Source organism: Ideonella aquatica (genome assembly GCF_018069755.1).
GTDB classification, from domain to species: domain Bacteria; phylum Pseudomonadota; class Gammaproteobacteria; order Burkholderiales; family Burkholderiaceae_C; genus Ideonella; species Ideonella aquatica.
This window is the reverse complement of sequence record NZ_JAGQDE010000005.1, coordinates 172,423-195,880: the sequence shown is the minus strand read 5'-3', so window position 1 is coordinate 195,880 and position 23,458 is coordinate 172,423. Positions and strand designations below refer to the sequence as shown.

Annotated in this window: 21 protein-coding genes; 10 read left to right on the top strand and 11 right to left on the bottom strand. The window is 70.7% G+C overall.

The window, feature by feature from the left end:
* Positions 1-63: 63 nt before the first annotated feature.
* Positions 64-2,907, bottom strand: coding sequence for a valine--tRNA ligase (locus tag KAK06_RS08325; protein ID WP_210801476.1), 2,844 nt, complete (start codon positions 2,905-2,907; stop codon positions 64-66).
* A gap of 128 nt (positions 2,908-3,035) precedes the next feature.
* On the opposite strand from KAK06_RS08325, the gene KAK06_RS08320 reads away from it, so the two are divergent.
* Positions 3,036-4,415 carry a S41 family peptidase gene (locus KAK06_RS08320; protein ID WP_247652725.1) on the top strand — a complete coding sequence of 460 codons (1,380 nt, stop codon included), beginning with the start codon at positions 3,036-3,038 and terminating at the stop codon, positions 4,413-4,415.
* Here the strand turns inward: KAK06_RS08320 and KAK06_RS08315 are convergent, their stop codons facing one another.
* Positions 4,416-5,354 carry an alpha/beta hydrolase gene (locus KAK06_RS08315; protein WP_210801474.1) on the bottom strand — a complete coding sequence of 313 codons (939 nt, stop codon included), beginning with the start codon at positions 5,352-5,354 and terminating at the stop codon, positions 4,416-4,418.
* Positions 5,355-5,414: 60 nt separating this feature from the next.
* On the opposite strand from KAK06_RS08315, the gene KAK06_RS08310 reads away from it, so the two are divergent.
* Positions 5,415-5,891 carry a GNAT family N-acetyltransferase gene (locus tag KAK06_RS08310; RefSeq protein ID WP_210801473.1) on the top strand — a complete coding sequence of 159 codons (477 nt, stop codon included), beginning with the start codon at positions 5,415-5,417 and terminating at the stop codon, positions 5,889-5,891.
* Here KAK06_RS08310 and KAK06_RS08305 read toward each other — a convergent pair whose 3' ends face one another.
* Together KAK06_RS08305 and KAK06_RS08300 are read right to left on the bottom strand one after the other, a co-directional pair.
* A complete protein-coding gene (locus KAK06_RS08305; RefSeq protein WP_210801472.1) occupies positions 5,892-7,142 on the bottom strand; it encodes a PAS domain-containing sensor histidine kinase in 1,251 nt (416 codons plus the stop codon). It lies immediately after the preceding gene.
* Positions 7,139-10,003 carry a CheR family methyltransferase gene (locus tag KAK06_RS08300; protein ID WP_210801471.1) on the bottom strand — a complete coding sequence of 955 codons (2,865 nt, stop codon included), beginning with the start codon at positions 10,001-10,003 and terminating at the stop codon, positions 7,139-7,141. The genes KAK06_RS08305 and KAK06_RS08300 overlap by 4 nt, the downstream gene beginning before the upstream one ends.
* A gap of 211 nt (positions 10,004-10,214) precedes the next feature.
* On the opposite strand from KAK06_RS08300, the gene KAK06_RS08295 reads away from it, so the two are divergent.
* The 4 genes from KAK06_RS08295 (at position 10,215) to KAK06_RS08280 (ending at position 16,689) form a co-directional block, all read left to right on the top strand.
* Positions 10,215-11,975, top strand: coding sequence for an acetate--CoA ligase (locus KAK06_RS08295; protein WP_210801470.1), 1,761 nt, complete (start codon positions 10,215-10,217; stop codon positions 11,973-11,975).
* 300 nt (positions 11,976-12,275) lie between these two features.
* Positions 12,276-14,222: a TonB-dependent receptor plug domain-containing protein gene (locus KAK06_RS08290; RefSeq protein ID WP_210801469.1), complete on the top strand. Its 1,947-nt coding sequence runs from the start codon at positions 12,276-12,278 to the stop codon at positions 14,220-14,222.
* Positions 14,219-14,734 carry a YfiR family protein gene (locus KAK06_RS08285; protein WP_210801468.1) on the top strand — a complete coding sequence of 172 codons (516 nt, stop codon included), beginning with the start codon at positions 14,219-14,221 and terminating at the stop codon, positions 14,732-14,734. Before KAK06_RS08290 ends, KAK06_RS08285 begins: the two co-directional genes overlap by 4 nt.
* The gene (locus KAK06_RS08280) at positions 14,731-16,689 is read left to right on the top strand and encodes a putative bifunctional diguanylate cyclase/phosphodiesterase (RefSeq protein WP_210801467.1); all 1,959 of its coding nucleotides are present in this window, start codon (positions 14,731-14,733) and stop codon (positions 16,687-16,689) included. The genes KAK06_RS08285 and KAK06_RS08280 overlap by 4 nt, the downstream gene beginning before the upstream one ends.
* Position 16,690: 1 nt before the next feature.
* Here KAK06_RS08280 and KAK06_RS08275 read toward each other — a convergent pair whose 3' ends face one another.
* From KAK06_RS08275 to KAK06_RS08265, 3 genes are read right to left on the bottom strand one after another with little or no spacing between them, the layout of a single operon-like run.
* Complete coding sequence (locus tag KAK06_RS08275; protein WP_210801466.1) at positions 16,691-17,272, bottom strand: hypothetical protein; 582 nt, start codon at positions 17,270-17,272, stop codon at positions 16,691-16,693.
* Positions 17,259-17,474: a helix-turn-helix domain-containing protein gene (locus KAK06_RS08270; protein ID WP_210801465.1), complete on the bottom strand. Its 216-nt coding sequence runs from the start codon at positions 17,472-17,474 to the stop codon at positions 17,259-17,261. The genes KAK06_RS08275 and KAK06_RS08270 overlap by 14 nt, the downstream gene beginning before the upstream one ends.
* Before the next feature lies 1 nt (position 17,475).
* Positions 17,476-18,066 (bottom strand): DUF2975 domain-containing protein, encoded by a 591-nt coding sequence (locus KAK06_RS08265; RefSeq protein WP_210801464.1) that lies wholly within the window; start codon positions 18,064-18,066, stop codon positions 17,476-17,478.
* Between the two features lie 24 nt (positions 18,067-18,090).
* Here KAK06_RS08265 and KAK06_RS08260 point away from each other — a divergent pair, with 24 nt between their 5' ends.
* The 3 genes from KAK06_RS08260 to KAK06_RS08250 are packed head-to-tail and all read left to right on the top strand — an operon-like array spanning position 18,091 to position 20,317.
* Entirely contained in the window at positions 18,091-18,708 is a 618-nt protein-coding gene (locus tag KAK06_RS08260) for a hypothetical protein (RefSeq protein WP_210801463.1), read from the top strand.
* A gap of 57 nt (positions 18,709-18,765) precedes the next feature.
* Entirely contained in the window at positions 18,766-19,827 is a 1,062-nt protein-coding gene (locus tag KAK06_RS08255) for an aldo/keto reductase (RefSeq protein ID WP_210801462.1), read from the top strand.
* A 1-nt stretch (position 19,828) separates the two neighbouring features.
* Positions 19,829-20,317, top strand: a complete 489-nt coding sequence (locus KAK06_RS08250) for an aminoacyl-tRNA deacylase (protein ID WP_210801461.1) — start codon at positions 19,829-19,831, stop codon at positions 20,315-20,317.
* A 1-nt stretch (position 20,318) separates the two neighbouring features.
* Here the strand turns inward: KAK06_RS08250 and KAK06_RS08245 are convergent, their stop codons facing one another.
* Positions 20,319-20,819 (bottom strand): DUF4405 domain-containing protein, encoded by a 501-nt coding sequence (locus KAK06_RS08245; RefSeq protein ID WP_210801460.1) that lies wholly within the window; start codon positions 20,817-20,819, stop codon positions 20,319-20,321.
* Between the two features lie 96 nt (positions 20,820-20,915).
* The gene (locus KAK06_RS08240) at positions 20,916-21,650 is read right to left on the bottom strand and encodes a siderophore-interacting protein (RefSeq protein WP_210801459.1); all 735 of its coding nucleotides are present in this window, start codon (positions 21,648-21,650) and stop codon (positions 20,916-20,918) included.
* Positions 21,651-21,683: 33 nt separating this feature from the next.
* On the opposite strand from KAK06_RS08240, the gene KAK06_RS08235 reads away from it, so the two are divergent.
* Positions 21,684-22,136, top strand: coding sequence for a MarR family winged helix-turn-helix transcriptional regulator (locus tag KAK06_RS08235; RefSeq protein ID WP_210801458.1), 453 nt, complete (start codon positions 21,684-21,686; stop codon positions 22,134-22,136).
* Positions 22,137-22,138: 2 nt separating this feature from the next.
* Here KAK06_RS08235 and KAK06_RS08230 read toward each other — a convergent pair whose 3' ends face one another.
* Positions 22,139-22,708: a DNA-directed RNA polymerase subunit alpha C-terminal domain-containing protein gene (locus KAK06_RS08230; RefSeq protein WP_210801457.1), complete on the bottom strand. Its 570-nt coding sequence runs from the start codon at positions 22,706-22,708 to the stop codon at positions 22,139-22,141.
* The gene (locus tag KAK06_RS08225; protein WP_210801456.1) at positions 22,705-23,358 is read right to left on the bottom strand and encodes a hypothetical protein; all 654 of its coding nucleotides are present in this window, start codon (positions 23,356-23,358) and stop codon (positions 22,705-22,707) included. The genes KAK06_RS08230 and KAK06_RS08225 overlap by 4 nt, the downstream gene beginning before the upstream one ends.
* Between the last annotated feature and the right edge of the window lie 100 nt (positions 23,359-23,458).

Genomic DNA, 23,458 nt, shown 5'->3' with positions numbered 1-23,458 from the left:
ACGATGACAAAAGACACCGTTTGGCAAGGCAGCATCCCCTGGACAGGGGATGTCTGCGCTGGATCAGGCCGCGGGCAGCTGGGCCAGCTGCGCACGCAGCCGCTCCAGGGTCTGGCCGAAATCGGCCAGGCGCTGGCGCTCCTGGGCCACCACGGCCTCAGGGGCGCGGGCGACGAAGCTCTCATTGCCCAGCTTGGCCTCGGCCTTGGTGATCTCGCCTTCCAGCCGGGCGATCTCCTTGCCCAGGCGGGCGCGCTCGGCGGCCACGTCGATCTCCACCTTCAGCGCCATGCGCGCCGCGCCCTGCACGGCCACAGGCGCGGCGGCGCTGGCCTGCGCAAAGGCGGCATCGTCCAGCAACTGCACGTCGGCCAGCTTGGCCAGGGCCTTGAGCACCGGCGCGGCCTGGGCGAAAAACTCGGCGTCGCCGTTGACCAGCAGCGGCACCCGCTCGGCTGGCGACAGGCCCATCTCGCCACGCAGCGAGCGGCAGGTGCCCACCAGGGTCTTCAGATGGGCCATCCAGGCATCGGCATCGGCGTCAATGCGTTCGGGCTGGGCCACCGGGTAGGTGGCGCTGGCGATGGTGTCCGCGCTCTTGCGGCCGGCCACCGGCGCTACCACGTCCCACAGCTCGGCGGTGATGAAGGGCGCCACCGGATGCAGCAGGCGCAGCACGGTTTCCAGCGTGCGGATCAGCGTGCGGCGGGTGGCGCGCTGCTGGGCCTCGCTGCCGGCCTGGATCTGCACTTTGGCGATCTCCAGGTACCAGTCGCAGAACTCGTCCCAGACGAACTGGTAAATCGCGTTGGCCACATTGTCCAGGCGGTACTCGGCAAAGCCCTGGGCCACCGTGGCCTCGACGCGCTGAAGCTCACTGCTGATCCAGCGGTCGGCGGCGCTGAAGCTCATGTAGCCATGCGCTTTGCCACCCACGCTGCAGTCGGCCTTGGTGTGTTCCATCAGGCCGCAGTCCTGGCCCTCGCAGTTCATCAGCACGAACTTGGTGGCGTTCCAGAGCTTGTTGCAGAAGTTGCGGTAGCCCTCGCAGCGCTTGCTGTCGAAGTTGACGCTGCGGCCCAGCGTGGCCATGGCCGCGAAGGTGAAGCGCAGCGCATCGGCGCCATAGCCGGGGATGCCCTCGGGGAATTCCTTCTCGGTGGCCTTGCGCACCTTGGGCGCGGTCTCGGGCTTGCGCAGGCCCTGGGTGCGTTTGTCCAGCAGTGCGGGCAGGTCGATGCCGTCGATCAGGTCCACCGGGTCCAGCACATTGCCCTCGGACTTGCTCATCTTCTTGCCGTGGGCATCGAGCACCAGGCCGTGGATGTAGACGTGGCGGAACGGCACCTGGCCGGTGAAGTGCTTGGTCATCATGATCATCCGGGCGACCCAGAAGAAGATGATGTCGTAGCCGGTGACCAGCACGCTGCTGGGCAGGAACAGGTCCTGCTCGACGGTCTTGGCGGGCCAGCCCAGCGTGCTGAAGGGCACCAGGGCGCTGGAGTACCAGGTGTCGAGCACGTCCTCGTCGCGGGTGAGCGCGCCGCTGTAGCCGGCCGCGGTGGCCTGGGCACGGGCCTCGTCCTCCGAGCGGGCGACGAACAGCTCGCCGCCCGTGCCGTACCAGGCCGGGATCTGGTGGCCCCACCACAGCTGGCGGCTGATGCACCAGTCCTGGATGTTCTTCATCCACTGGTTGTAGGTGTTGACCCAGTTCTCGGGGACGAACTTGACGTCGCCCGACTCGACGGCCTCGATGGCCTCCTCGGCAATTGACTTGCCGTTGGCGCCGGCCTTGGTCATGGCGACGAACCACTGGTCGGTCAGCATGGGCTCGATGACCTGACCAGTGCGGGCGCAGCGCGGCACCATCAGCTTGTGCTTCTTGACCTCGACCAGCAGGCCCTCGGCCTCGAGCTGGGCGACGATGGCCTTGCGTGCGGCAAAGCGGTCCTGGCCCACGTAGACCGCGGGAATATCGGCGGCCTCATGGGCACTGACCTTGGCTTCCAGATCGAAGATGGTCAGCATCGGCAGGCCATGGCGCTGGCCCACCTGGTAGTCGTTCTGGTCGTGCGCGGGCGTGACCTTGACCACGCCGGTGCCGAAGGCCTTGTCCACATAGGCGTCGGCGATCACCGGCACCAGGCGGCCGGTGATCGGCAGCCGCACCTGGCGGCCGATCAGGTGGGTGTAGCGCTCGTCCTCGGGGTGAACCATCACCGCGGTGTCGCCCAGCATGGTTTCCGGCCGGGTGGTGGCCACCACCAGCGATTCGTTGCTGCCGTCCACCGGGTAGCGGATGTGCCAGAGCGAGCCGTCTTCCTCCTCGCTCTCGACCTCAAGGTCGGACACCGCGGACTTCAACACCGGGTCCCAGCTGACCAGGCGCTTGCCACGGTAGATCAGGCCTTCCTGGTACAGGCGCACGAAGGTCTCGGTCACCACGCTGGAGAGCTTGTCGTCCATCGTGAAGTACTCGTGCGCCCAGCTGACCGAGTCGCCCATGCGGCGCATCTGGCGGGTGATGGTAGAGCCGGACTGCTCCTTCCACTCCCAGACCTTGGCGACGAAGTTCTTTCGGCCGAGGTCGTGGCGGCTGAGCTTCTGCTCCTGCAGCTGGCGCTCCACCACGATCTGGGTGGCGATGCCGGCGTGGTCGGTGCCGGGCACCCACAGCGTGTTGAAACCGCGCATGCGGTGGTAGCGTGTCAACGAGTCCATGATGGTCTGGTTGAACGCATGGCCCATGTGCAGCGTGCCGGTGACATTGGGCGGCGGCAGCTGGATGCAGAACGACGGCCTGGCCGGGTCCAGCGTGGGCCGGTAGACACCGCTTTGCTCCCACAGCGGGGCCCATCGGGCTTCAATGTCTCGGGGTTCGAAGGACTTGGCGAGTTCGGTCATGGCGGGGGGATACTGGCAACAGGCAGTGGCCATGGCAACGCCTGGACACCCATTGGATGTCAACGCAGGGGCCACCTGGGGAGTTGCTGGGATTGTAGGCGGTGGTCGCCCAGGCACAGGAGATGCAGATGAGGATGAACGAGCTGTGGCGCCGGGGGCGCGCCGGTCTGGGGGCCGCGGCGGCCGGTCTGGTGCTGGCCGCCTGTGGCGGCGGGGGTGGGGGCGATGGGGGCCCGCCGCCGCCGCTGAGCTGTTCAGTGACCGACCAGAAGATCTGGCTGGCCGACTACATGGCCGACTGGTATTTCTGGTACGCCATCAGCCCGAAGCCCGACCCGGCCAACTACGCCAGCGTCGAGACCTACTTCGATGCGCTGCTGTTCCGCGGCAACACCAGCTTTCCGGCCGACGGCTGGAGTTATGCCACGCCGACCATCGACTACCAGCGCTTTTTCGGCGATGGCCAGACCCTGGGCTACGGCGTGATGGTCGCCGGCCTCGAGGTCACGGGACATCCCGACTGGCCGCTTTATGTGCGCTACATCGAGCCCGGCTCGCCCGCTGCCAGCGCCGGGGTGGTGCGTGGCGACGAGATCCTGCGCATCAACGGCCGGCCGGTGTCCGAGCTGATCGCCGCCAATGATTTTTCGGCCCTGGCGGCCAGCGCCACGGGCCAGTCGCTGACCCTGCTGCTCGACAACGGCGTGTCGCAGCGCACCGTCACGCTGGTCTCGCGCGTCTATGACCTGGTGCCGGTGACCAACGCCAGTGTGATCAGCACGCCGGGCGGTCGCACGGTGGGCTATCTGCAGCTCAAGGACATGGTCAGCCAGGCCGAGCGGCCGTTTGACACCGCCTTCGCGCAGTTCCGCCAGGCTGGCGTGCAGGACGTGGTGATCGACCTGCGCTACAACGGCGGCGGCCTGGTGTCGACCTCGGGGCGCCTGGCCTCGTATGTGTCGGCGCCGCGCACTGCCGGCCAGACCTACTCAAAGCTGCTCTACAACGACCGGCATGCGTCCAGCAACCAGGTCTATGCCTTTGGCAATCCGGCCAATGCGCTGGGCCTGTCCAGGGTGTACCTGCTGACCGGCCAGCGCACCTGCTCGGCCAGCGAGCAACTGATCAACGCGCTGCGCCCCTTCGTGCAGGTGGTCACCGTGGGCGACACCAGCTGCGGCAAGCCGGTGGGCTTCCTGCCCCAGGATGATGGCTGCGGCACCACCTGGAGCGTGGTGAACTTCGAGTCGGTCAACGCGCGCAATGAGGGCCGCTACTTCGACGGCTTCGACGCCACCTGCGCCGTGGCCGAGGACTATGGCCAGCCGCTGGGCAGTGCCTTCGAGCCCTTGCTGGCCACGGCCATGGACCACGCCGACACCGGCGCCTGTCCGGTGGCCTTGGGTGCCCAGGTGAAGGGGCGCTCGCGCGCGCTGGCGCTGCGTCCGCTGTCCGAGCGGCCGCACTGGCTGGAGCCGGGTGACCGGCGCGGCATGGTGGCCCGCTGATCAGCGGCCCAGGAAATCGAGCAGCCGGGCCGCCAGGGCCTCGGGCTGCTCGTGGTGCAGCATGTGGCCGCAGGGCGAGAGCCGCTCACGGCGCAGCTGCGGCACCACGGCGATGCGCTGGTCGAACTCGGCCAGGCTGTAGCGCTGGCCCCACCACAGCGACAGGTCGGTCAGGTCGCCGTCCACCCACAGCACCGGCGCGCTGATGCGGCGCCAGGCGGCCAGCACCTCCTCCACCCGGTAGAGCAGCGGGTTGATGCGCTTGTGCGCCGGATCGCCCAGGATGTGCCAGCGGCCCGTGGCGTCCGGCTGCGCCCACCGGCGCGCCAGCCAGGCCGCCTTGTCCTCGAGCAGGCGCGGATTGGTCTGGCGCAGGCGCGCGGCCACGGCCTCGGCGCTGTCGTAGCTGCGCAGCGGCGCGGCCTCGGCCAGCTCGTCCAGCCACTTGGCCAGCCGGCGCGGCGCCTCATCGGGTTCCGTGCGGGGCATGCCAAAGCCCTCCAGATTGACCAAGCGGCGCACGCGCGTGGGCCGCACGCCAGCGTAGTGCATCACCACATTGCCGCCCATGCTGTGGCCCAGCAGGTCGATCGGCCGCTGGCGCGCATCCAGGCCCGCGACACGGCCGTCCAGCAGCGCATCCAGGTCGGCCAGGTAGTCCGGGAACCAGTAGTGGTCGGTGGGCGGCACGCGGGTGTGGCCGTAGCCGCGCCAGTCCAGCGCCATCACCCAACGTGTGTCGCCCTCCAGCGCGGCCAGCGCGTCGACCATGAATTGGAATGACGCGCCCACGTCCATGTAGCCATGGCACAGCAGCAGCGGTGGGCGATCAGGCGTGGCCATCGAGGCATCGCCCCAGACGGTGAGGTGGTAGTCCAGCCCGCGCAGCGGCACGAACAGTGAACGGCCGGCGCGGCGCGGCAGGTAGGCGTCAGTCATGGCCCGATGGTAGAGGGCCGCTGCCGGGCCTGCTGGCGCGCGGGTGACAGAATCGTCCCCATGGATAAGCCATTTCAACTGCGCGCGGCGGCGCCGGCCGATGTCCCGGCCATCGTCGGCCTGATCCGCGAGCTGGCCGAGTTCGAGCAACTGTCGCACCTGGTCGAGACCACGCCCGAGCGCCTGCATCCGCACCTGTTCGGCGAGCGGCCGGTGGCCGAATGCCTGGTGGCCGAGGTGGATGGCGCGGTGGTGGGCTTTGCGCTGTTCTTCACCAACTTCTCCACCTTCCGCTGCCGACCGGGCCTGTACCTGGAGGACCTCTACGTGCAGGCCGATCACCGCCGCGCCGGCATTGGCCGCGCCCTGCTGCGGGCGGTGGGCCGTCTGGCGGCCGGTCGCGGCTGCGGCCGCTTCGAGTGGTCGGTGCTGGACTGGAACGCCAACGCGATCGCGATGTACCAGGCCATGGGCGCGACGGTGTTGCCCGACTGGCGCATCTGCCGCGTCAGCGGCGAGGACCTGGCGGCCTGGTGATCAGCCGCGGCCGCGGTCCCAGCGCGGCAGCGTCAGCGTGAAACAACTTCCCTGGCCGGGCGTCGAGCGCGCCGACAGTCGGCCGCCCATCTGCTCGGCGTAGCTCTTGCAGATGCTCAGGCCCAGGCCGTGGCCCTTGATGCGGCTGCGCTCCGAGCCCAGGCGGTTGAAGGGCTCGAACAGCTGGGGCAGCAGGTCCGGGGCGATGCCGATGCCGTTGTCCTCGACATCGATCCAGGCCTGGTGCTCGTCATGGCCGGCGTGCAGTCGCACCTGGCCGCCATGGCGGCCGTACTTGATCGCGTTGGACAGCAGGTTGATCAGGATCTCGCGCACGCGCAGCGCGTCGGCGCGCACCCGTGGGACCTCGACCAGGTCGCTGTCGATGCGGATCTCCAGCGCATCCGCTGCGGCGCGGTTGAGCTCCACCGCCGAATGCACCTCGTCGGCCAGGGTCACGGCCACCATGTCCAGCTTCAGCTGGCCGCTCTCGGCACGGTTGATGTCCAGCACCTCCTCGACCAGGCCCAGCAGGTCGGCGCCCGCACTGCGGATGTGGGCCAGGTAGGGGCGGTGCTCGGCGGGCAGGTGGTCCAGATCGGCCATCAGCAACTGGGCAAAGCCCATGATGGCGTTCAGGGGCGTGCGCAGCTCGTGGCTGACGCGGGAGAGGGTCTGGGCGCGCGCCTGGCTGCGCGTCTCGGCCTCGCGCTGGCGGCTCTCGGCCTGCTGGCGCGCTTGCTCGGCCTCGCGCGCCTGCACCGCATCGGTCAGGTCGATCAATGAACAGATCAGCGCCACACCGCGCACCGCCGCCTCGGCGTTGTCCACCCGCCGCAGCACGATGCGGGCGATGCGGTGCTGGCCGTTGCCCGGCTTCAGCGCCTGCTCGTCCAGCGTGGCCTCGCCGTGCGTGCGGGCGCGCGCCAGCGCGTTGACCCAGCGCAGGTCGGCGTCCCGGCCATCCAGCAGGCGCCGCAGCATCAGTGGCGCCCGCGGCAGCGGCCGCGACAGCGCCAGGTAGTCCACCGCGCTGCCATTGGCCTCGACCACCGTGCCCACTTCGCTGAGCAGCAGCACCGGCACTGGCAGCGCCTCGAACAGACTGGCAAACCAGGCCAGCGCCTGCTCCGTGGCGGCCTGTTGCTCGCGCAGCTCTTCCAGGTGCTGCGACAGCTCGTTCTGAAAGCGCTGCACCGTGGCCGAAGGCGCGTCGGTCTCGGAGCCGACCATCGAGGGGCGCAGGGTCATGGCGTGAGATTCCCCGGATGGCCCGGCAGCCGGAAGTGCGTGATCACCAGGCCCCCACCCTTGGCCGGGAAGGGGCGGGCGTACATCGCAAACCAGCGCTGCTCGCTCGGACCGTGGCAGTCGTAGACCTGGCGGAACTCGGGCTGTCGGCCGGCGATGACCTCGTGCAGCCCCGACAGCGTGGTGCGGGCCATCGGATGGTCCGAGCGCGCCAGCACCGCCAGGTAGTTGGCCCCGACGGCCACCAGGGGCGAATGTTCGCCGCCATTGGCACGGGCGAAATCGCTCCAGGCGCGGTTGACGCGGCGGATCGTGCCCTGGGCATCGAGCACGGCGATGTGTTCGGGCAGCGAGTCGATCAGGTCCTGCAGCAGCGTGGCATCGCGCACCCGGGTGATGTCGATGAAGGTGACCACGGCGCGGCGCGGCAGCCCGGGCCGGTGCGAGTAGCCCACCATGCTGGCCATGAAGCGGGTGTCGTGCGGGCCGTCGACCATGCGCTCGATCGGCGTGTCCTGGTGCAGCGCCTGGCGCAGGTCGGTGCTGAGGCCGGGGTAGTCGAGCAACGAGTTGAAGTCCTCGATCGAGCGGCCCAGGTCGCTCTGGCGCAGGCGAAACAGCATCGCCGCCTCGGGCGTGAAGCGCACCAGGCACAGCGCCTGGTCGACAAAGATGGTCGCCAGCCCGGTGGCCTGGGCCATGCCTTCGAGGTCGGCGTTCAAGGCATTGAGGGCGTCGAGCTTGGCGTTGAACTCGGCGTTGACGGTGTAGAGCTCCTCGTTGACCGACTGCAGTTCCTCGTTGGTGGACTGCAGTTCCTCGTTCGAGGACATCAGTTCCTCGTTGGTGGACTGCAGCTCCTCGTTCGAGGATTCGAGCGCCTCGATCGTTGCCTGCAGGCTCTGACGGGTGGCGCTGAGTTCCTGCTCCAGCGCACCGATCGCGTCGACCGACGGGGTCTCGGCAGGGCCCGACTCGGGGCGCGGCGGCAGGGCCTCGATCGACACCAGCACGCCGTCATGCGCATGGCCGGCCTCCAGCGGCTGGGCGTGGACCACCAGGCGCTGGGTCACGCCGTCGATCTCAAGCTCTACCGGCGCCGAGCGGTGCAACTGCCGATCCGCCTGCACCAGGTGCTGCAGGTGCAGCACCACCGGGCCCAGCCGCTCGGGCAGCATACGCATCACGTCGAGCGAGCCTTCACCTTCAGGCATGCGCAGGTAGCGGCGCGTGGGGCCCCAGGCGTGGATCAGCTCACGCTGCGACGAGATCAGCAGACTGGCCGGCAGCCAGGAGGTCATCAGTTGGTGAAGACCCTGGTCGATCAGGCTGCGCGGGCTGACCGGCGCGCCGGCCGCGTGCAGGGGCCGCACAGTCTGGGTGCTGCGCGCAAAGGCGTCGCGCAGCGTCGAGGCGGTGGTCACCGGCCGCTCCAGGCGGTAGATCTTGTGCAGACTGTCCAGCGTGGAGAAGTCGGCCTGGATCGGCCCCAGCGACTCGCTGGCGCCCAGGAACAGCGTGCCGCCAGGCAGCAGCGCGTACTGCAGGCGGCGCAGCAGCCGCTCCTGCGCGGCGGTCTGGAAATAGATCAGCGTGTTGCGGCAGGAGACCAGGTCCATGCGCGTGAACGGCGCGTCATCGAGCAGGTTGTGGCGCGCGAACAGCACCAGCTGGCGCAGCTCGGGCCGCACCACCCACAGTTCGCCCTGGCGCACGAAGAAGCGCTCCAGCCGCTGCGGACCCAGCGCCTCGGCCGTGACCGCGGGGTATCGGCCCTGGGCGGCGATGTCCAGCACCTGCGGATCGACATCGGTGCCGAAGACCTTGATCGAGGCGCCCACGCCCAGCCGCTCGGCCGTCTCGACGCAGGCCATGGCCAGCGAGTAGGCCTCCTCGCCCGAGGCGCAGCCGGCGCACCACAGCCGGACCGTCTGGCCGCGGCGCTCGCGCAGCAGCGGCTCCAGCACCTGCCGTGTCAGGGCCTCGAAGGAGGCCGGGTCGCGGAAGAAACTGGTCACCGGGATCAGCAACTCGCGGCGCAGGCGTTCGCGCTCCTCGGATGACTTCTCCAGCCGGTCGGCGTATTCGTTGGCGGTGGAGGCGCGCGTGACCAGCAGTCGCCGCTCCAGCCGGCGCAGCACCGTGGGCAGCTTGTAGACGCTGAAGTCAATGCGGCTGTGCTCCAGCAGCGCGTCGAAGATGCGCTGCAGCGCGGGACGCAGCTGCCGCGAGGCCAGCAGGTCGCCCTGGCCCATGCGGGCCGATTCGCCGCGCAGGATCTCCTGGGTCAGCTCGGCCAATGCGGTCGGGGGCAGCGCGGCGTCCACCGCCGTGCTGGCCATCACGCTGCGCGGCATGCTGTCGAACTTGGCGCTGTCGGGCGCCTGCACCAGCACGTAGCCGCCCGCCCGGCGCAGCGCGTCGGCGCCCACGCTGCCATCCGAGCCGGACCCCGACAACACGACGGCCACCACGCGCTCCGGCGCATGCTGGGTCAGCGACAGCAGGAAATGATCGATCGGCAGCGCCAGACCCTGGGGTGGACGGGGCTCGAAGTGCAGCGTGTCGATGGCCAGCGACATCGAGACGCCCGGCGGCATCAGGTAGACCTGGTCGGGCTGCAGCGCCATGCCTTCCTGGGCGGTGCAGACCGGCAGCGTGGTGTGTCGGCCCAGCAGCTCGGCCATCAGCGACTTGTGGTCAGGTGCCAGGTGCTGGATGACGACAAAGGCAGCTCCGGTCGGGCTGTGCAGCGCCGCGAAGAACTGCTGCAGGGCCTCAAGCCCGCCCGCGGAGGCGCCGATGGCGACCACCCAGGGCAGCTCGTGAGTAGCGGTGACAGGGGCGGCGGACTGGTTCACGGGACAGGGACGGGGGACGGGCGGTGGCAGTCCGGCCATGTTCCCCGCTGTGCTTTGCCAAGGTCAAGATCCGGTGTCAATCTGGTCGCACACTGCCGACTGCTCCGTCCCGGTTACTGACGCAGGGTTTGATCCTGCTCAAATCGTTGGACCCGGTGCGCCGCGACCGGGCTGCTCCCGATGGCTGCGGCCAGGGTGCTAGGCTCCTGCCATGTCCGCCCCGCTGCCCGATGCCCTTGACGCCTGGTCCGCCCTGCATGGTGGCCTGACCTGGCAGGTCCCCACCCACTTCAACATCGCCCAGGTCTGTTGCGGTCGCTGGGCCCGCAGCCACCCGCGGCGCGTGGCCTTGCGCACCGACCACCCCGAACGCCCGGTGCGCCTGACGCGCTTTGGTGAGCTGCAGGCGCAGGCCAACCGGCTCTCCCGGGTGCTGAGGCGCCTGGGCGTGCAGCGCGGCGACCGGGTGGCGGTAGTGATGGCACAGCGTGTCGAGACCGCCGTCGCCCACATCGCGATCTATCAGCTGGGCGCCGTGGCCATGCCGCTGTCGCAGCTCTTCGGCCCGGAGGCCCTGCTGTACCGCCTGCAGGACAGCGAGGCGGTGGTGGCGCTGGCTGACGCGTCCACCATCGCGGCGCTGCGCACGGTGCGCGGCGAGTGCCCGGCGCTGCGCCACCTGATCGCGGTGGACACGCCCGCCGGCAGCGACGTCGACTGGCGTGCCGCGCTGGCCGCCGAGCAGGCCCGCTTCACCGCCGTGCGCACCCATGCCGACGAGGCCGCGGTGCTGATCTACACCAGCGGCACCACCGGTCCGCCCAAGGGTGCGCTGATCCCGCACCGGGCGCTGATCGGCAACCTCAGCGGCTTTGTCTGCAGCCAGAACCTGTTGCGCAGTGGCTGCGGCCGGCCGCCGCGGCGCGCGCTGGGCCCCGGCGGCGTGCCGGCCGACGCGGTGTTCTGGAGCCCGGCCGACTGGGCCTGGACCGGTGGCCTGATGGATGCGCTGCTGCCCAGCCTGTATTTCGCCATGCCCATCGTCGCCAGCGCCGAGCGCTTCGACCCGCAGCGCGCGCTGGCCCTGATGGCACGCCACCGGGTGACCAACACCTTCCTGTTCCCCACGGCGCTCAAGGCGATGATGAAAGCCTGCCCGCGCCCGCGCGAGCAGCATGCGCTGCGGCTGCGGGCGATCATGAGCGCTGGCGAGGCCGTGGGCGACACGGTGTTCCACTGGTGCCGCGAGGCGCTGGGCGTCACCGTCAACGAGATGTTCGGCCAGACCGAGATCAACTACATCGTCGGCAACTGCAGCCAGACGCTGGGCACCGACGGCCACCCGGCCCCGGGCTGGCCGGCGCGCCCGGGCAGCATGGGTCGGGCCTACCCCGGCCACCGCGTGGCGGTGATCGACGACGATGGACAGGAGTGCCCGCGCGGCACGCCGGGCGACGTGGCCGTGCACCGCCGCGACGTGCACGGCCAAGCCGACCCGGTGTTCTTCCTGGGCTACTGGAAGCGCGACGACGCCACCCAGGCCAAGTACACCGGCCCGGTGGACGACAGCTGGTGCCGCACCGGCGACACCGCGGTGATGGATCAGGACGGCTACCTCTGGTACCAGGGCCGCAGCGACGATGTCTTCAAGGCCGCCGGCTACCGCATCGGCCCCAGCGAGGTCGAGAACTGCCTGGTGCGTCATCCGGCCGTGGCGAATGCCGCCGTGGTCCCCAAGCCCGATCCCGAGCGCGGCGCGCTGGTCAAGGCCTATGTGGTGCTGGCGCCAGGCTTCCACGGCGATGCGGCGCTGGTGGCCGAGCTGCAGCAGCATGTGCGCGGCCGCCTGGCCCCCTACGAGTACCCCAAGGAGATCGAGTTCATCGAGTCCCTGCCGATGACCACCACCGGCAAGGTCCAGCGCCGCGTGCTGCGTCTGCAGGAGGAGGCGAGGGCGGCCGGTCGCGGCTGAAGCCTGGCGGCCCACCGGCTGGAGCGTCATGTCCTGGCTGCCGCGCAGGTAGAACTTGTCGCCGGTCCACGCGGTGCAGCACAAAGCCCAGGTTGTTGCCCACCTCGCGCCAGGTCCAGAACACCAGGTGGACGCTGTCCACCGTGGTGGCCACGCCCCAGGTGCCGAAGCCGCTGCGGGGGCACCCTCGTGTTCGGGGGGCTGGGGTCTGCCACGGCCCAACGCGTCTCAAGTGCAACGCTGACCGGCCGATACCGCTGAGCACGGACCCACCCCGAGGTCCGATGCCGAACCGCTCCGATGCCTTCCCGATTCCCACGCGCCGTCCTGGCCCTGCTGTGTCTGGCGCTGGCCCTGCCCGCCAGCGCGGATCAGGATGCCGAACTCGCCGAACTGCCGCTGGAGACGCTGCTGGACCTGCCGGTCAGCGGGGCGTCGCGCCTGGGCTCTCGGCGCAGCGACAGCCCGGCTTCGGTGAGCGTGATCGATCGCCAGCAGATCGAGGTCCTGGGCTTGCGCCGCCTGTCCGATGTGCTGCGCCTGGTGCGGGGCATCGACATCAGCAGCGACGGCAGTTACACCTACGCTGCGGTGCGCGGCATGTCCTCGATCGGCGACTACAACACCCGGGTGCTGCTGCTGATCGATGGCAACCGGGTCAATGACAACGTCTTCGACCAGGCCATGCTGGGCACCGAATTCGTGCTCGACCTGTCGCAGGTCGAGCGGGTTGAGTTCATTGCCGGCCCGGGCTCGGCGGTGTATGGCGCCAATGCCTTGTTCGGCGTCATCAACATCGTCACCCGCACACCGGGGGACGGCGGTGCGCGCGGCGGCCTGCGCCTGTCGCACCGCGGGGCCGTGGACAGCTGGCTGAGCCTGGACACCGCGCTGGGTGACGGCCATCTGGCGTTGGGGGCTGCCTGGCAGCACGACCGCGGCGAAGCCGTCCAGGAAGCCTGGTTCGGCGCTGCCCGGGCCGAGGGCACGGCGCGCCTGGTGCGCAGCAGCTGGTCCGCAAGCTGGGCGACCGCGGGCTGGCGCGTCAACCTGATGACGGCGCGGCGCAGCCAAGGCACGCCGGCGGCGCCTGGGATCGTGTTTGGCGACACCCGGGCGCGCTATATCGACGGCACCACGCTGCTCGATGTCGAGCACCGCCAGTCCCTGGGCGAGCACCTGGACAGTGTCGTGCGCGCCTTTGCCGGTCGCTACCGCTACCTGGGCGACTACCCGATCGACTACCCGCCGGTGACGCTGAACCGCGACCACGCCGACGGCGACTGGTGGGGGCTGGAGGGCCGGCTGCTGTGGTCGCCGGTCGCGCAGCACCGCGTCGTCGTGGGGGCGGAGCTGCAGCGCCAGCAGCGGCAATGGCAGTACAACGCGGACATCGATCCGTCGCCCTGGCTGTACCTGAACGACCTGCAGCGCGGCTGGCGCTGGGGCGCCTACCTGGACGACCAGTGGTCGCTGGCCGAGGACTGGACCCTGCACGCCGGTGCGCGGCTGGACCATGAGCTGGGCCGCTTCCACACCAGCCCACGGCTGGCGCTGGTCTGGCGCGCCACGCCCGAGTGGACCTGGCGCTGGCAGCATGGCCGCGCCTTCCGTGAGCCCAACGCCTATGAGCGCCGCTACCACGGCGACGGGCCCGGCAGCTGGCAGCTCAATCCGGCCCTGCACGGCGAACAGGTGCGTGCCGACGAGATTGGCGTGAACTGGTCGCGCGGGCCCTGGCGCGTGGCCGCAGCGGCCTACCGCAACCAGGCCGACGGCCTGACCGTGCTGCACCACGATCCGGTGGCCGACCGCTACCAGGTGCGCAACCTGGGCGCGCGGGGGACGCAGGGCGTGGAGGCCGATGTCGAAGCCCTGTGGGGCGCCGACCGCTACCACCTGCAACTGGGCCTGAACCGCACCATGCACGCCAGCCCATCGCTTGGTGCCCAAACCTATCCGCAGCGCATGGCGGGGGCTCAGGCCCAGTGGCAGCTGGGCGAGCGCAGCGTGCTGGCGGTCGACGCACTGGCGCGCTCACGCCGCGGCGCGGCCGCCGGCCACCTGCTGCTCAACGCCCAATGGACGCTGCGCAGCGAGGGCCGGTCCTGGCGCCTGGCCCTGGGCCTGCGCAACCTGGCCAACCGCCGCTGGTACGACCCCGGCCCCGACCCGCTGCGCCAGCCCCTGGTGCGTGGCGAGGCCCGCCAGCTCTGGCTGAGCTGGACCTGGGAGCCGCCGCGATGAGCCGTTTGCGGATCCTGCTGACGCTGGCCTGGCTGGCCTGGGCGCCCTGCCCGGCCAGTGCGGCCCCGCCCGCGCCCGTCAACGAGTGGTCGCTGAAGGCCGCGATCGCCTACAACCTGCTGCTGTTCACCCAGTGGCCCGACGAGGAGCGCTGGGCGCCTGGGGCGCCGCTGGTCTGGTGCGTCGATCCAGCCAGTCCCTGGTGGTCGGCGCTGCAGGGGCTGCAGGAGCGGCCAGTGCGCCAGGCCCGCGTGGCCATGCGTGCGCTCAGCCGCCCCGCCGACACGGCGGCCTGCCAGGTGATCCAGCTCGACGCCGGATTGCGCCAGGCCAGCCGCCAGGGCGCACAGCTGCTGATCGCCGAGGGCCGCGAGGCCTCCGCTCCCTGGGCGGTGCGCCTGGCGGTGCAGGGTGAGCGCGTGGTGTTCGATATCGACCTTGCCGGCCTGCGTGCCGGGGGCCTGCAGATCAGCTCGAAGGCCCTTCGCCTGGCCCGGGAGGTGCGCGAATGAGCTTGCCCGCGGACGCCGACGGTGCGGTCTGCACCCTGAACGCACAACGGCCCCTGCTGCCGCACGGCGAGCCCACCCGGCCCGCACCGGGCTCGCTGGCGGCCCGGCTGACTTGGCTGTCGATGTGGGCCGCCGCGCTGGCCTTGCTGGTGACCGGGGCGGCGCTGAATCTGGCGACCTACCTGATGGGCCGCGAGGCCCTGCTGCGCCAGTCGGCCGAGCAGGCGCGGCTGGTGGCCGCGCAGCTGGGCGCCGCCGTGGCCTTCAATGACCGCTCCGCGATGGGCGAATCCCTGCAGAGCCTGGAAGGCGTGCCCTCGATCACCCGGGCCATGCTGCATGGCGCCGGCGGCCTGCTGCTGGGGCGCTATGACCGCGTCGGCGAGCGCAGCCTGCCCGTCGCCAGTGGGCTGGCGCCTGACACCTGGGTCGAGCGCCTGAGGGTCGCCGCGCCCGTGCTGCTGGACGGGCGCGAACTGGCGCATCTGGAGCTGGAGGTCGACACCGCCAGCCTGCTGCAGCGCAGCCTGGTGTTCGGCGGCGTGACGATGGCCGTGGGGGCGGTGGCACTGACCATGGCCTGGCTGTTTGCGGTGGGTGTGCGGCGCGACATGGACCGCGTCGAGCGCCGCCTGGACGACCTGGCGCACCGCGATCCGGTCACCGGACTGTTCAATCGCCATGCGGCCACCAGCCACCTGCAGGCCTTGATCCAGTCCCCTGGCCGGCCTCGGCGGGCGTTCTCGCTGATCTCGATCGATCTGGACGACTTCAAGCTGATCAACGACACCCTGGGCCATGCCGCCGGTGACGCGGTGCTGACCCGGGTGGCGGTGCGCTTGCAGCGCGGTTTGCGGCCCGGGGGGCAGGCCTACCGTTTCGGCGGTGACGAGTTCGTGGTGATCTGTCCCTGCGAGCAGGGGCTGGAGGAGCCGGCGGTGTACCACCGCATGGTGATGGACGCGCTGGCGATCGAGCCGCTGGCCGAGGCGCCGGACATGCAGCTGGGCGCCAGCGTCGGCGTGGCCCGTTTCCCGCGCGATGCCGACGACGTGGCTGGCTTGCTGCAGGCGGGCGACATTGCGATGTATGCCGCCAAGCAGCGCGGCAAGAACCAGGTGGCGATCTTCGACCCGGCGCTGCGCGAGCGCACCGAGCAATGGATGCAGACCGCCAACGACCTGCGCGGCGCATTGCGGCGCCACGAGCTGCGCCTGCAGTTCCAGCCCATCATGGACCTGCAGACCGGTCGCACCATCGGCGCCGAGGCTCTGGTGCGCTGGCAGCACCCGGTGCGCGGCTGGCTGCTGCCCGGCGAGTTCGTGCCGGTGGCCGAGCGCTCGGGCCTGATTGCCGAGCTGGGCGGCTGGGTGCTCACCGAAGCCGCGCACCAGTGGGTGCGATGGCGCGACAGCGGTCTGGGCTGGTTGAATCTGGCGGTCAACGTATCGCCCCAGCAGTTGCGGCGCGGCCTGCTGATGCAGCAGTTCGACCAGGCGATCGCGGCCAGTGGTGCCGATCCGCGCCAGCTGACGGTGGAGCTGACCGAGCACAGCCTCGTTGAGACCGCCGATGGCCAGATCGGCCTGCTCGAAGGCCTGCAGCAGCGCGGCGTGCAGGTGGCGATCGATGACTTCGGCACGGGCCTGTCCTCGCTGTCCTACCTGAAGCGCCTGCCGGTGAACAAGCTGAAGATCGACCGCAGCTTCGTGGCCGGCATGCTGGACCACGAGGGCGATGCCGCGATCGTCGGCGCCACCGTGGCGATGGCCGGCGCGTTTGGCCTGCAGGTCGTGGCCGAGGGCATCGAGTGCGAAGGACAGCGGCGCGAACTGGCGGCGCTGGGCTGCCACCAGGGCCAGGGCTACTGGTTCAGCCGGCCGCTGTCGGCCGCCGATCTGGAGCAGCGGGTGCGCCAGGAGATGGCGCACGCGGCAGCCGAACTGGCCGTTTGAATCAACGCGCGCACTGCCCGCGCGCTGCCGCCACCGCCAGCGCCGGCAGGCTCAGCAGGCCCCAGCCGGCACCGGAGAATTCACCCTTGAGGCAGTCGCCATGCTGGGCGGCCTTGACGCCGTTGGCCAATGCGGCATCCGTGCGCGTCACCTCGGTGTCCATCGCCCGCGCGGCGCGCTCGCTCAGCAAGGGCTGGGCGCCCATCTGGCGCAGGGCCTGACGGCTGGCGGCCGAGTCCAGCAGCCGGGTGGGCGGCGCCGAGGCGGCGGATGCGGGAGGCGCCACCGGCTCCGGGGCGGTTGGCGCCTCGACCAGACGCAGCGCGGCCTCGCGCGGTGCCAGCGCCGGCGGCTGCGGCGCTGCGGCGGACGGACGGATCACCGCGCGGGGCGCCGTGGCCGCGCGCGGCGCCGGTGCTGGCGCTGCCGGTACCGCCGTCAGTGGGGGCAGGGTGATCCATTGCAGCGTTGGCTCAGCGGCCGCTGGCGCCGTCGGCCGCCGCATCAGCGTGTGCAGTGCCCAGGCCAACAGCAGGTGCAGCAGCAGCACCAACGCCGCGCTGTGCCAGTCAGCGCGGCTCATCCGGCGCCCAGCTCAGCAGGTCGCCGGGCTGGCAATCCAGCGCGCGGCAGATGGCCTCCAGCGTGTCGAAGCGCACGCCCCGGACCTTGCCGGATTTCAGCAGCGAGATGTTCTGCTCGGTGATGCCGACCAGCTCGGCCAGCTCGCGCGAGCGCATCTTGCGCCGCGCCAGCATCAGGTCCAGGTGAACGACGATGGGCATCTCAGACGAACTCTTGGTTCTCCTGGGCCAGTCGGGCCGCCTCGCCAATCACCCGCCCCAGCGCCAGGAAGACCAGGGCGCACATCAGCACGGCATAGTCGCTGGAGCCGATGATCAGCACCACCGCACGCTGGCCTGGCGGGTTGTCCAGCGACGCGGCCACGGCGGCGAGCGAGGTGCTGAGCGGCTGTACCACCGCCAGCGCCACCATCGCCGCGCCAAAGCGCCGCAGGCGCTGCACGGCCCGCTCGCTGAACACGTCGCCGTGGCGGTAGTGGCCGAACAGCCACCACAGCTGCCACAGCGCAGCCACCGCCACCGCCACCGGCAGCAGGGTCACGCCGGCCAGGCGCCAGCGCACTGCCGCGGTCAGGCCGGCCTGGGCCAGACCCACCACATGGCCGCCGTACAGGCCCTGCAAGGGCTCGGCAGAATCGGCCGAGCCACCGATGATCCAAAAGGGCAGCACCAGCAGGCACAGACTGCCCAGCAGGGCCAGGCCGCGCACTGCGCCAGCCAGGCGCCGAAGCCGATGGGCCAGCACCGGTGAGCGTGGTGGCGAAGCCGACGACGAGGGGGTTTCAATCTCCATGAAATTACTGTAAAACAATAAAACATGAACGTCAAACAATCAATCCTCCAGCGCCCGCGCGCCTTGGCGCTGACCGCGATGCTGGCCTTGCTGCTGGCGGGCTGCAGCAAGATTCCGCTCAGCAGCCTGTGGGCGCTCAAGGGCTTGCAGTTCAGCGAGGTGGATGGCGCCGCGCTGCGGGCCCTGATCTACCTGCCCGAGGGCGTGGCCATCCGCGATGGTGGTCTGGCCGTCACCGTCAAGGTGGCGCGTGGCAATGGCCATGCCGACGAGCGCGCGCTGAAACTGGCCTTCACGCCGATGCAGGGGCCCGCGGCGGCCCATGCGCAGGCGGCGCCGCGGCCCGGCGGGCGCTGGCTGGTGCTGGGCTTGTCCGCAGCCGAGCAGCAAGGGCTGGCGCAACTGCGCCGCGACATCGAGGCCTGGCGCACGGCAGACGGTCCGCAGTCCAAGCGCAGCCTGTCGCTGGGCGCCGAGCTCAGCAGCTGCCAGCAGGGCGGCGCCAGCCGTTCGGCCGACGAGGTGCTGGTGGATGCCTGGCTGCGCTGGAAGCCCGGCCAGGCCGACCTGCGCCTGCTCGACGGCGCCTCGATGGCTGACCTGCTGCCCGACGAGCAGCGCGGTCCCTTGCCCCGCTGCTGAGCAGATCCACGCATCTGCGGCACACTCGCCGCTGTTGCAGCTCAGCTCCTTGCGGACATGACCCCTCTCCAACTTGGCCTCAGCGACCTGCGTGTCACCCCGATCTGCCTGGGCACGATGACCTTTGGCGAACAGGTCGACGCCGATGGCGCCCACGCCATCCTGGACCGCGCCCTGGCGCGCGGCATCAACTTCCTCGACACCGCCGAGATGTACTCGGTACCGCCCAGGCGTGAGACCTTTGGTGCCACCGAGACCATCCTTGGCCAGTGGTTCGCCAAGCGCCCCGAGGTGCGCCGCCAGGTGGTGCTGGCCACCAAGGTGGCCGGTCCCAGCCGCAACATGGACTGGATCCGCGGCGGTGCGCGCGACCTGCGGCCCGAGCACATCATCCAGGCCTGCGAGGACAGCCTGCGGCGCCTGCAGACCGACGTCATCGACCTCTACCAGATCCACTGGCCCAACCGCAACGCACCGGCCTTCGGCGCGCTGTACCACGACCCGTCCAAGGACGCCGAGCAGACCTCGATCGAGGCGCAACTGCGCGCCATGGAAACGCTGGTGAAGGCCGGCAAGGTGCGCCATGTCGGCTTGTCCAACGAAACGCCCTGGGGCCTGATGGCCTTCCTGCGCGAGGCCGAGCGCCACGGCCTGCCGCGCGTGCAGACGGTGCAGAACCCCTATGCGCTGACCAACCGGGTGGTCGACAACGGTCTGGACGAGGTCATGCACAAGGAGTCGGTGAGCCTGCTGGCCTACTCGCCGCTGGCCTTTGGTGGTCTGACCGGCAAATACGACGGTCCCGGCTTCGATCCGGCGCAGCCCGAGCTGGGCCGCATCGCCCGTTTCGACAGCATGCGCAAGCAGCGCTGGGCGCGCCCCGAGGCGCTGACGGCCGCGCGGCGCTACAACGCGCTGGCGCGTGCGCACGGCCTGAGTCCGGTGCAGATGGCGCTGGCCTTTTGCTACCGCAACTGGCGCGTGGCCTCCACCATCATTGGCGTCACCAGCGTGGCGCAGCTTGATGAGTGCCTGGACGCCTGGAGCGTGCCGCTCTCGCCCGAATTGCTGGCCGAGATCGACAAGCTCCGCTGGGAGATGCGCGACCCCGCGCAGTGACATGGCCAAGAAGGACAAGCACGTCAGCGAGACGCCGGCCACCCAGTGGCTCAAGGCGCAGGGCATTGCCTACACCGAGCATCCGTACGACTACGTCGACCATGGCGGCACGGCCGAGTCGGCGAAACAGCTCGGCTGGGACGAGCACGCGGTGGTGAAGACGCTGGTGATGCAGGACGAGCAGGCCGAGCCGCTGATCATCCTGATGCACGGCGACCGCCAGGTCAGCACCAAGAACCTGGCGCGCGAGATCGGCGTCAAGAGCGTCGAGCCCTGCAAGCCCGAGGTGGCGCAGCGCCACAGCGGCTACCTGGTGGGCGGTACCTCGCCGTTTGGCACCCGCAAGCTGATGCGGGTGTTCGTCGAGGCCGGTGTGCTGGACCTGCCGCGCATCCTGATCAATGGCGGCAAGCGTGGCTATCTGGTGGGCATCGAGCCCGCGGTGCTGAGCGGCCCGCTGGGTGCGCGGGCCGTGCGCTGCGCCTTGTGATTCAGCGCTTGCCGAACATCACGCCGATGGCCTTGCCGATCTGCTCGCGGTTGCCGCCCACAGCGCTGGCCAGCGTGGCCTGAGGGCCTTCGACGGCGATGCCGGCGGCCGCCAGGTCGGCCTGCAACTGCTCGACCGGCCGGCCCGTCAAGGGGGCCAGCTGCGCCAGCGGTGCCTGCGTGATCGCGCGGATCGCCAGCTGCGGTGGCGAGCCGCCGCCCTCCTGGGCGCCCGGCGGTGAGACAAAGCTGCCGGCCAGCACCAGCAGGCTGACCGCCATGATGCCGCGACCGGTGCGGCTGCTCAGGAAGTAGCGCTTGAAGCCCAGCCAGTTGGCGGCGGCGTGGGCGGCCACCCCGGCCACCATCAGCCAGCCCAACCATTCATGGGCGGTCTTGTTCAGGCCGCTGTCGAGGTGGAAGAACATCAGGACGCCAGTGACGGCCATCAGCGTGAAGCTGCCGATCGTCAGCGGGGTGGCCCATTCGCGGGAAACTTTCATGGAGGTGTCGTTGTTGAGAAGGGGAACGGGGTCAGCATAGGTCCCGTATGTGAAGCGCGTGTAGCGCGGAACTGAGGCAGGTCAAAGTCGGCCGTCTCAGGCCTGGGGCGCCTGGTCATTCGACTGGCCGCGCTGCCAGTAGGCCGCCACGCGCATCGCGCCGGTGGCCACGCCCGCCGCCTGCAGCGACTGGCGGGCGCGGGTCATCAGGCTGGCCTCACCGGCGCACCAGACATGGCCTTCACCGTGCGCGGGCACGGCCTGCGCCAGCGCGGCAAGCCAGGCGTCGGCGTTGTGGAACGCCTGCACCGTCATCCGGGCGGCCGACGTCGGCAGGGCCAGCTCGTGGGCGTCGTCGGCCAGCGCGAGCACCTGCACGCGGGCCGACGCCGGCAACTCGGCCAGACGGCGGCGGATGGCGGGCAACGCACAGGCGTCGCCGGCCAGCAGGTGCCAGTCCAGGTCGGTGTCGATGATCATCGAGCCGCGCGGGCCGCCCACGCGCAGCGTCTGGCCCGGCGCGGCCTGACGCGCCCAGCGGGTGGCCGGGCCATCGCCGTGCAGCGCGAACTCGATCGTCAGCTCGCGGCGGGCCGCATCAAAGGCCTGGGGCGTGTAGTCGCGCCGGGCCTCGCCGCCCGCGCCATCGGGCACGAAGAGCTTGACGTGGTCGTCGAACGACAAGGAGACGAAGTCGGCAAGGTCCTCGCCGCCCAGCACCACACGCGCCAGCGACGGGTGGGGGTGTTCGACGCGCAGCACGTGCAGGCTGCGCAGCTTCAGTTCGTGGCGGATGCGCCGGACACGGCGCTCGGTCACCAAGGGTTCCATGGATCAGCTTATTGGTTGATAATGTCATCCATCATGCCGAAGAAAGTTGATACTGTCAACCAACAAGCCGGTGACCCGGTGGCGGGCGTCGTCGATGCCCTGCACGCCGTGGTCCATCGTCTGCGCGCCGCGGCCGCCGCCGAGCCGCTGGAGGACGGGCTGGCACCGATGGAAGGCCGGGCCCTGGGCTTCTTCCTGCGCCAGCCCGGCGCCACCGCCTCGCAACTGGTCGAGCACAGCGGCCGTGACAAGGCGCAGGTCGCGCGCCTGGTGGCCGTGCTGCGCGAGCGTGGCCTGCTGGAGGCGCGGCCCGACGAGCAGGACCGCCGCATCAGCCGGCTGCACCCCACGGCCGCGGCGGCACGGCTGCACCAGCGGGTCATGCAGGTGCGCCGCCGCAGCGCCGCCCAGGCGCTGGCGGTGTTGAACCAGGACGAGCAGCGGCAGTTGCAGGCGCTGCTGCAGCGGGTGGCGGCGGGCGGCTGAGCTCAGCCCGGCCAGGTGTCGCCGGGTCGCAGGCCGTGTGCGGCCAGCCTGTCCACCACCTCCGCCACCTGTCTGCGGCCCAGGTGGGGCAGGGCCAGCAGACCGCGCTCATCCAGACGCGCCAAGGCACCAAGCGTCTCGATGCCGGCCCGCCGCAGCGCCAGCTCGCAGCGCAGCGACAGCCCCAGGGCGTCAATCGGCCAGTCTCGCAGCCCCCGCCGGGCAGGGCGGGGTGGCGGCGGTGGGGGCTCGGCGGGCAGCCAGGCGACGCAGGCGGCCCGCAGTGCGCGCGCCACGCCGGTCAGCATGCCGCCCAGGTCGGTGCCGGCTTCCACCTTGAACTGCAGGCGCAGGCGCTCGGGCTCGCCCGGCTGCCCCAGCGGCGCGGGCCGCACCCGCGACTGCAGGCCGCGCCATCCCGGCTGAGCCTGCAGATGAGCGGCCAGCAGCACGGCCAGTGTCTCGCCCAGGCCGCGGGCCACGGGCAGCTCCAGGACCCTGGATACGCAGGCGTGTTCAGCTTGGCCCGCCGTGGGTCCCATGCCGGGCAGCGCCTTCATGTCCGCGCTCATGACCGCGCTCCTGCCGCTGCGCGGTCGATGGCGGCGCCCGCCTGGCGGTGACTCTCGTCGAGCCAGGCCTGCACTTGCGCGAGGCTGCGCACCCGGGGACCCATGTCCACCACCCGCCCATCACGCAGCACCTGCGTGCCGCCGCCGACCACGAAGTCGAAGCCGTCGAAGACGTCGTAGCCAGGCAGGTCCCGGCAGATGGGCGGGTGGGCGTGGTTCGGGCAGCGGGCGTAGCCTTGAAAGCGGTTGGCAATGGCCTGCACGGTCAACGCGCCGGCTTCCAGCATCACGCAGGCGTTGCGCTCGGCACGGGCCTGCAGCGCGCGCAGGCGGCCGCCGGCGTGCTCGTGGCTCTGCGGCAGCCCCAAGCGGCGGCGATGAAAGTTCTGCCAGTCGCGCTGCGCCTGCTGGGCCTGCGGGCAGTCGGTCTGGGCGCAGGTCAGGCGCAGCAGCAAGGGGCGCTCGACGCGGATGCCATCGCACAGCCAGGTCTCGCGGCGGCGGCCGGCGGCGTCCATGCGTACCGCGATCGCCACCTCGTGTGCCTGAGCGCCGGTATCGACCCGGCCCTCGACCCGGTGACGCGTGCCGGGCGCCGCGCCCGCAGGTACCGCGGCCTCGATGGCCTGAATCAAGTCGTTCACGTGCATGCCAACCTCCTGTGCTGAGACCCACAAAGACAATCGCACCGCGCCCGCGGCCGGCGTGAAGCGGGCTGCGGGCGACAGGTGCGATCGGGCGCGGATGATC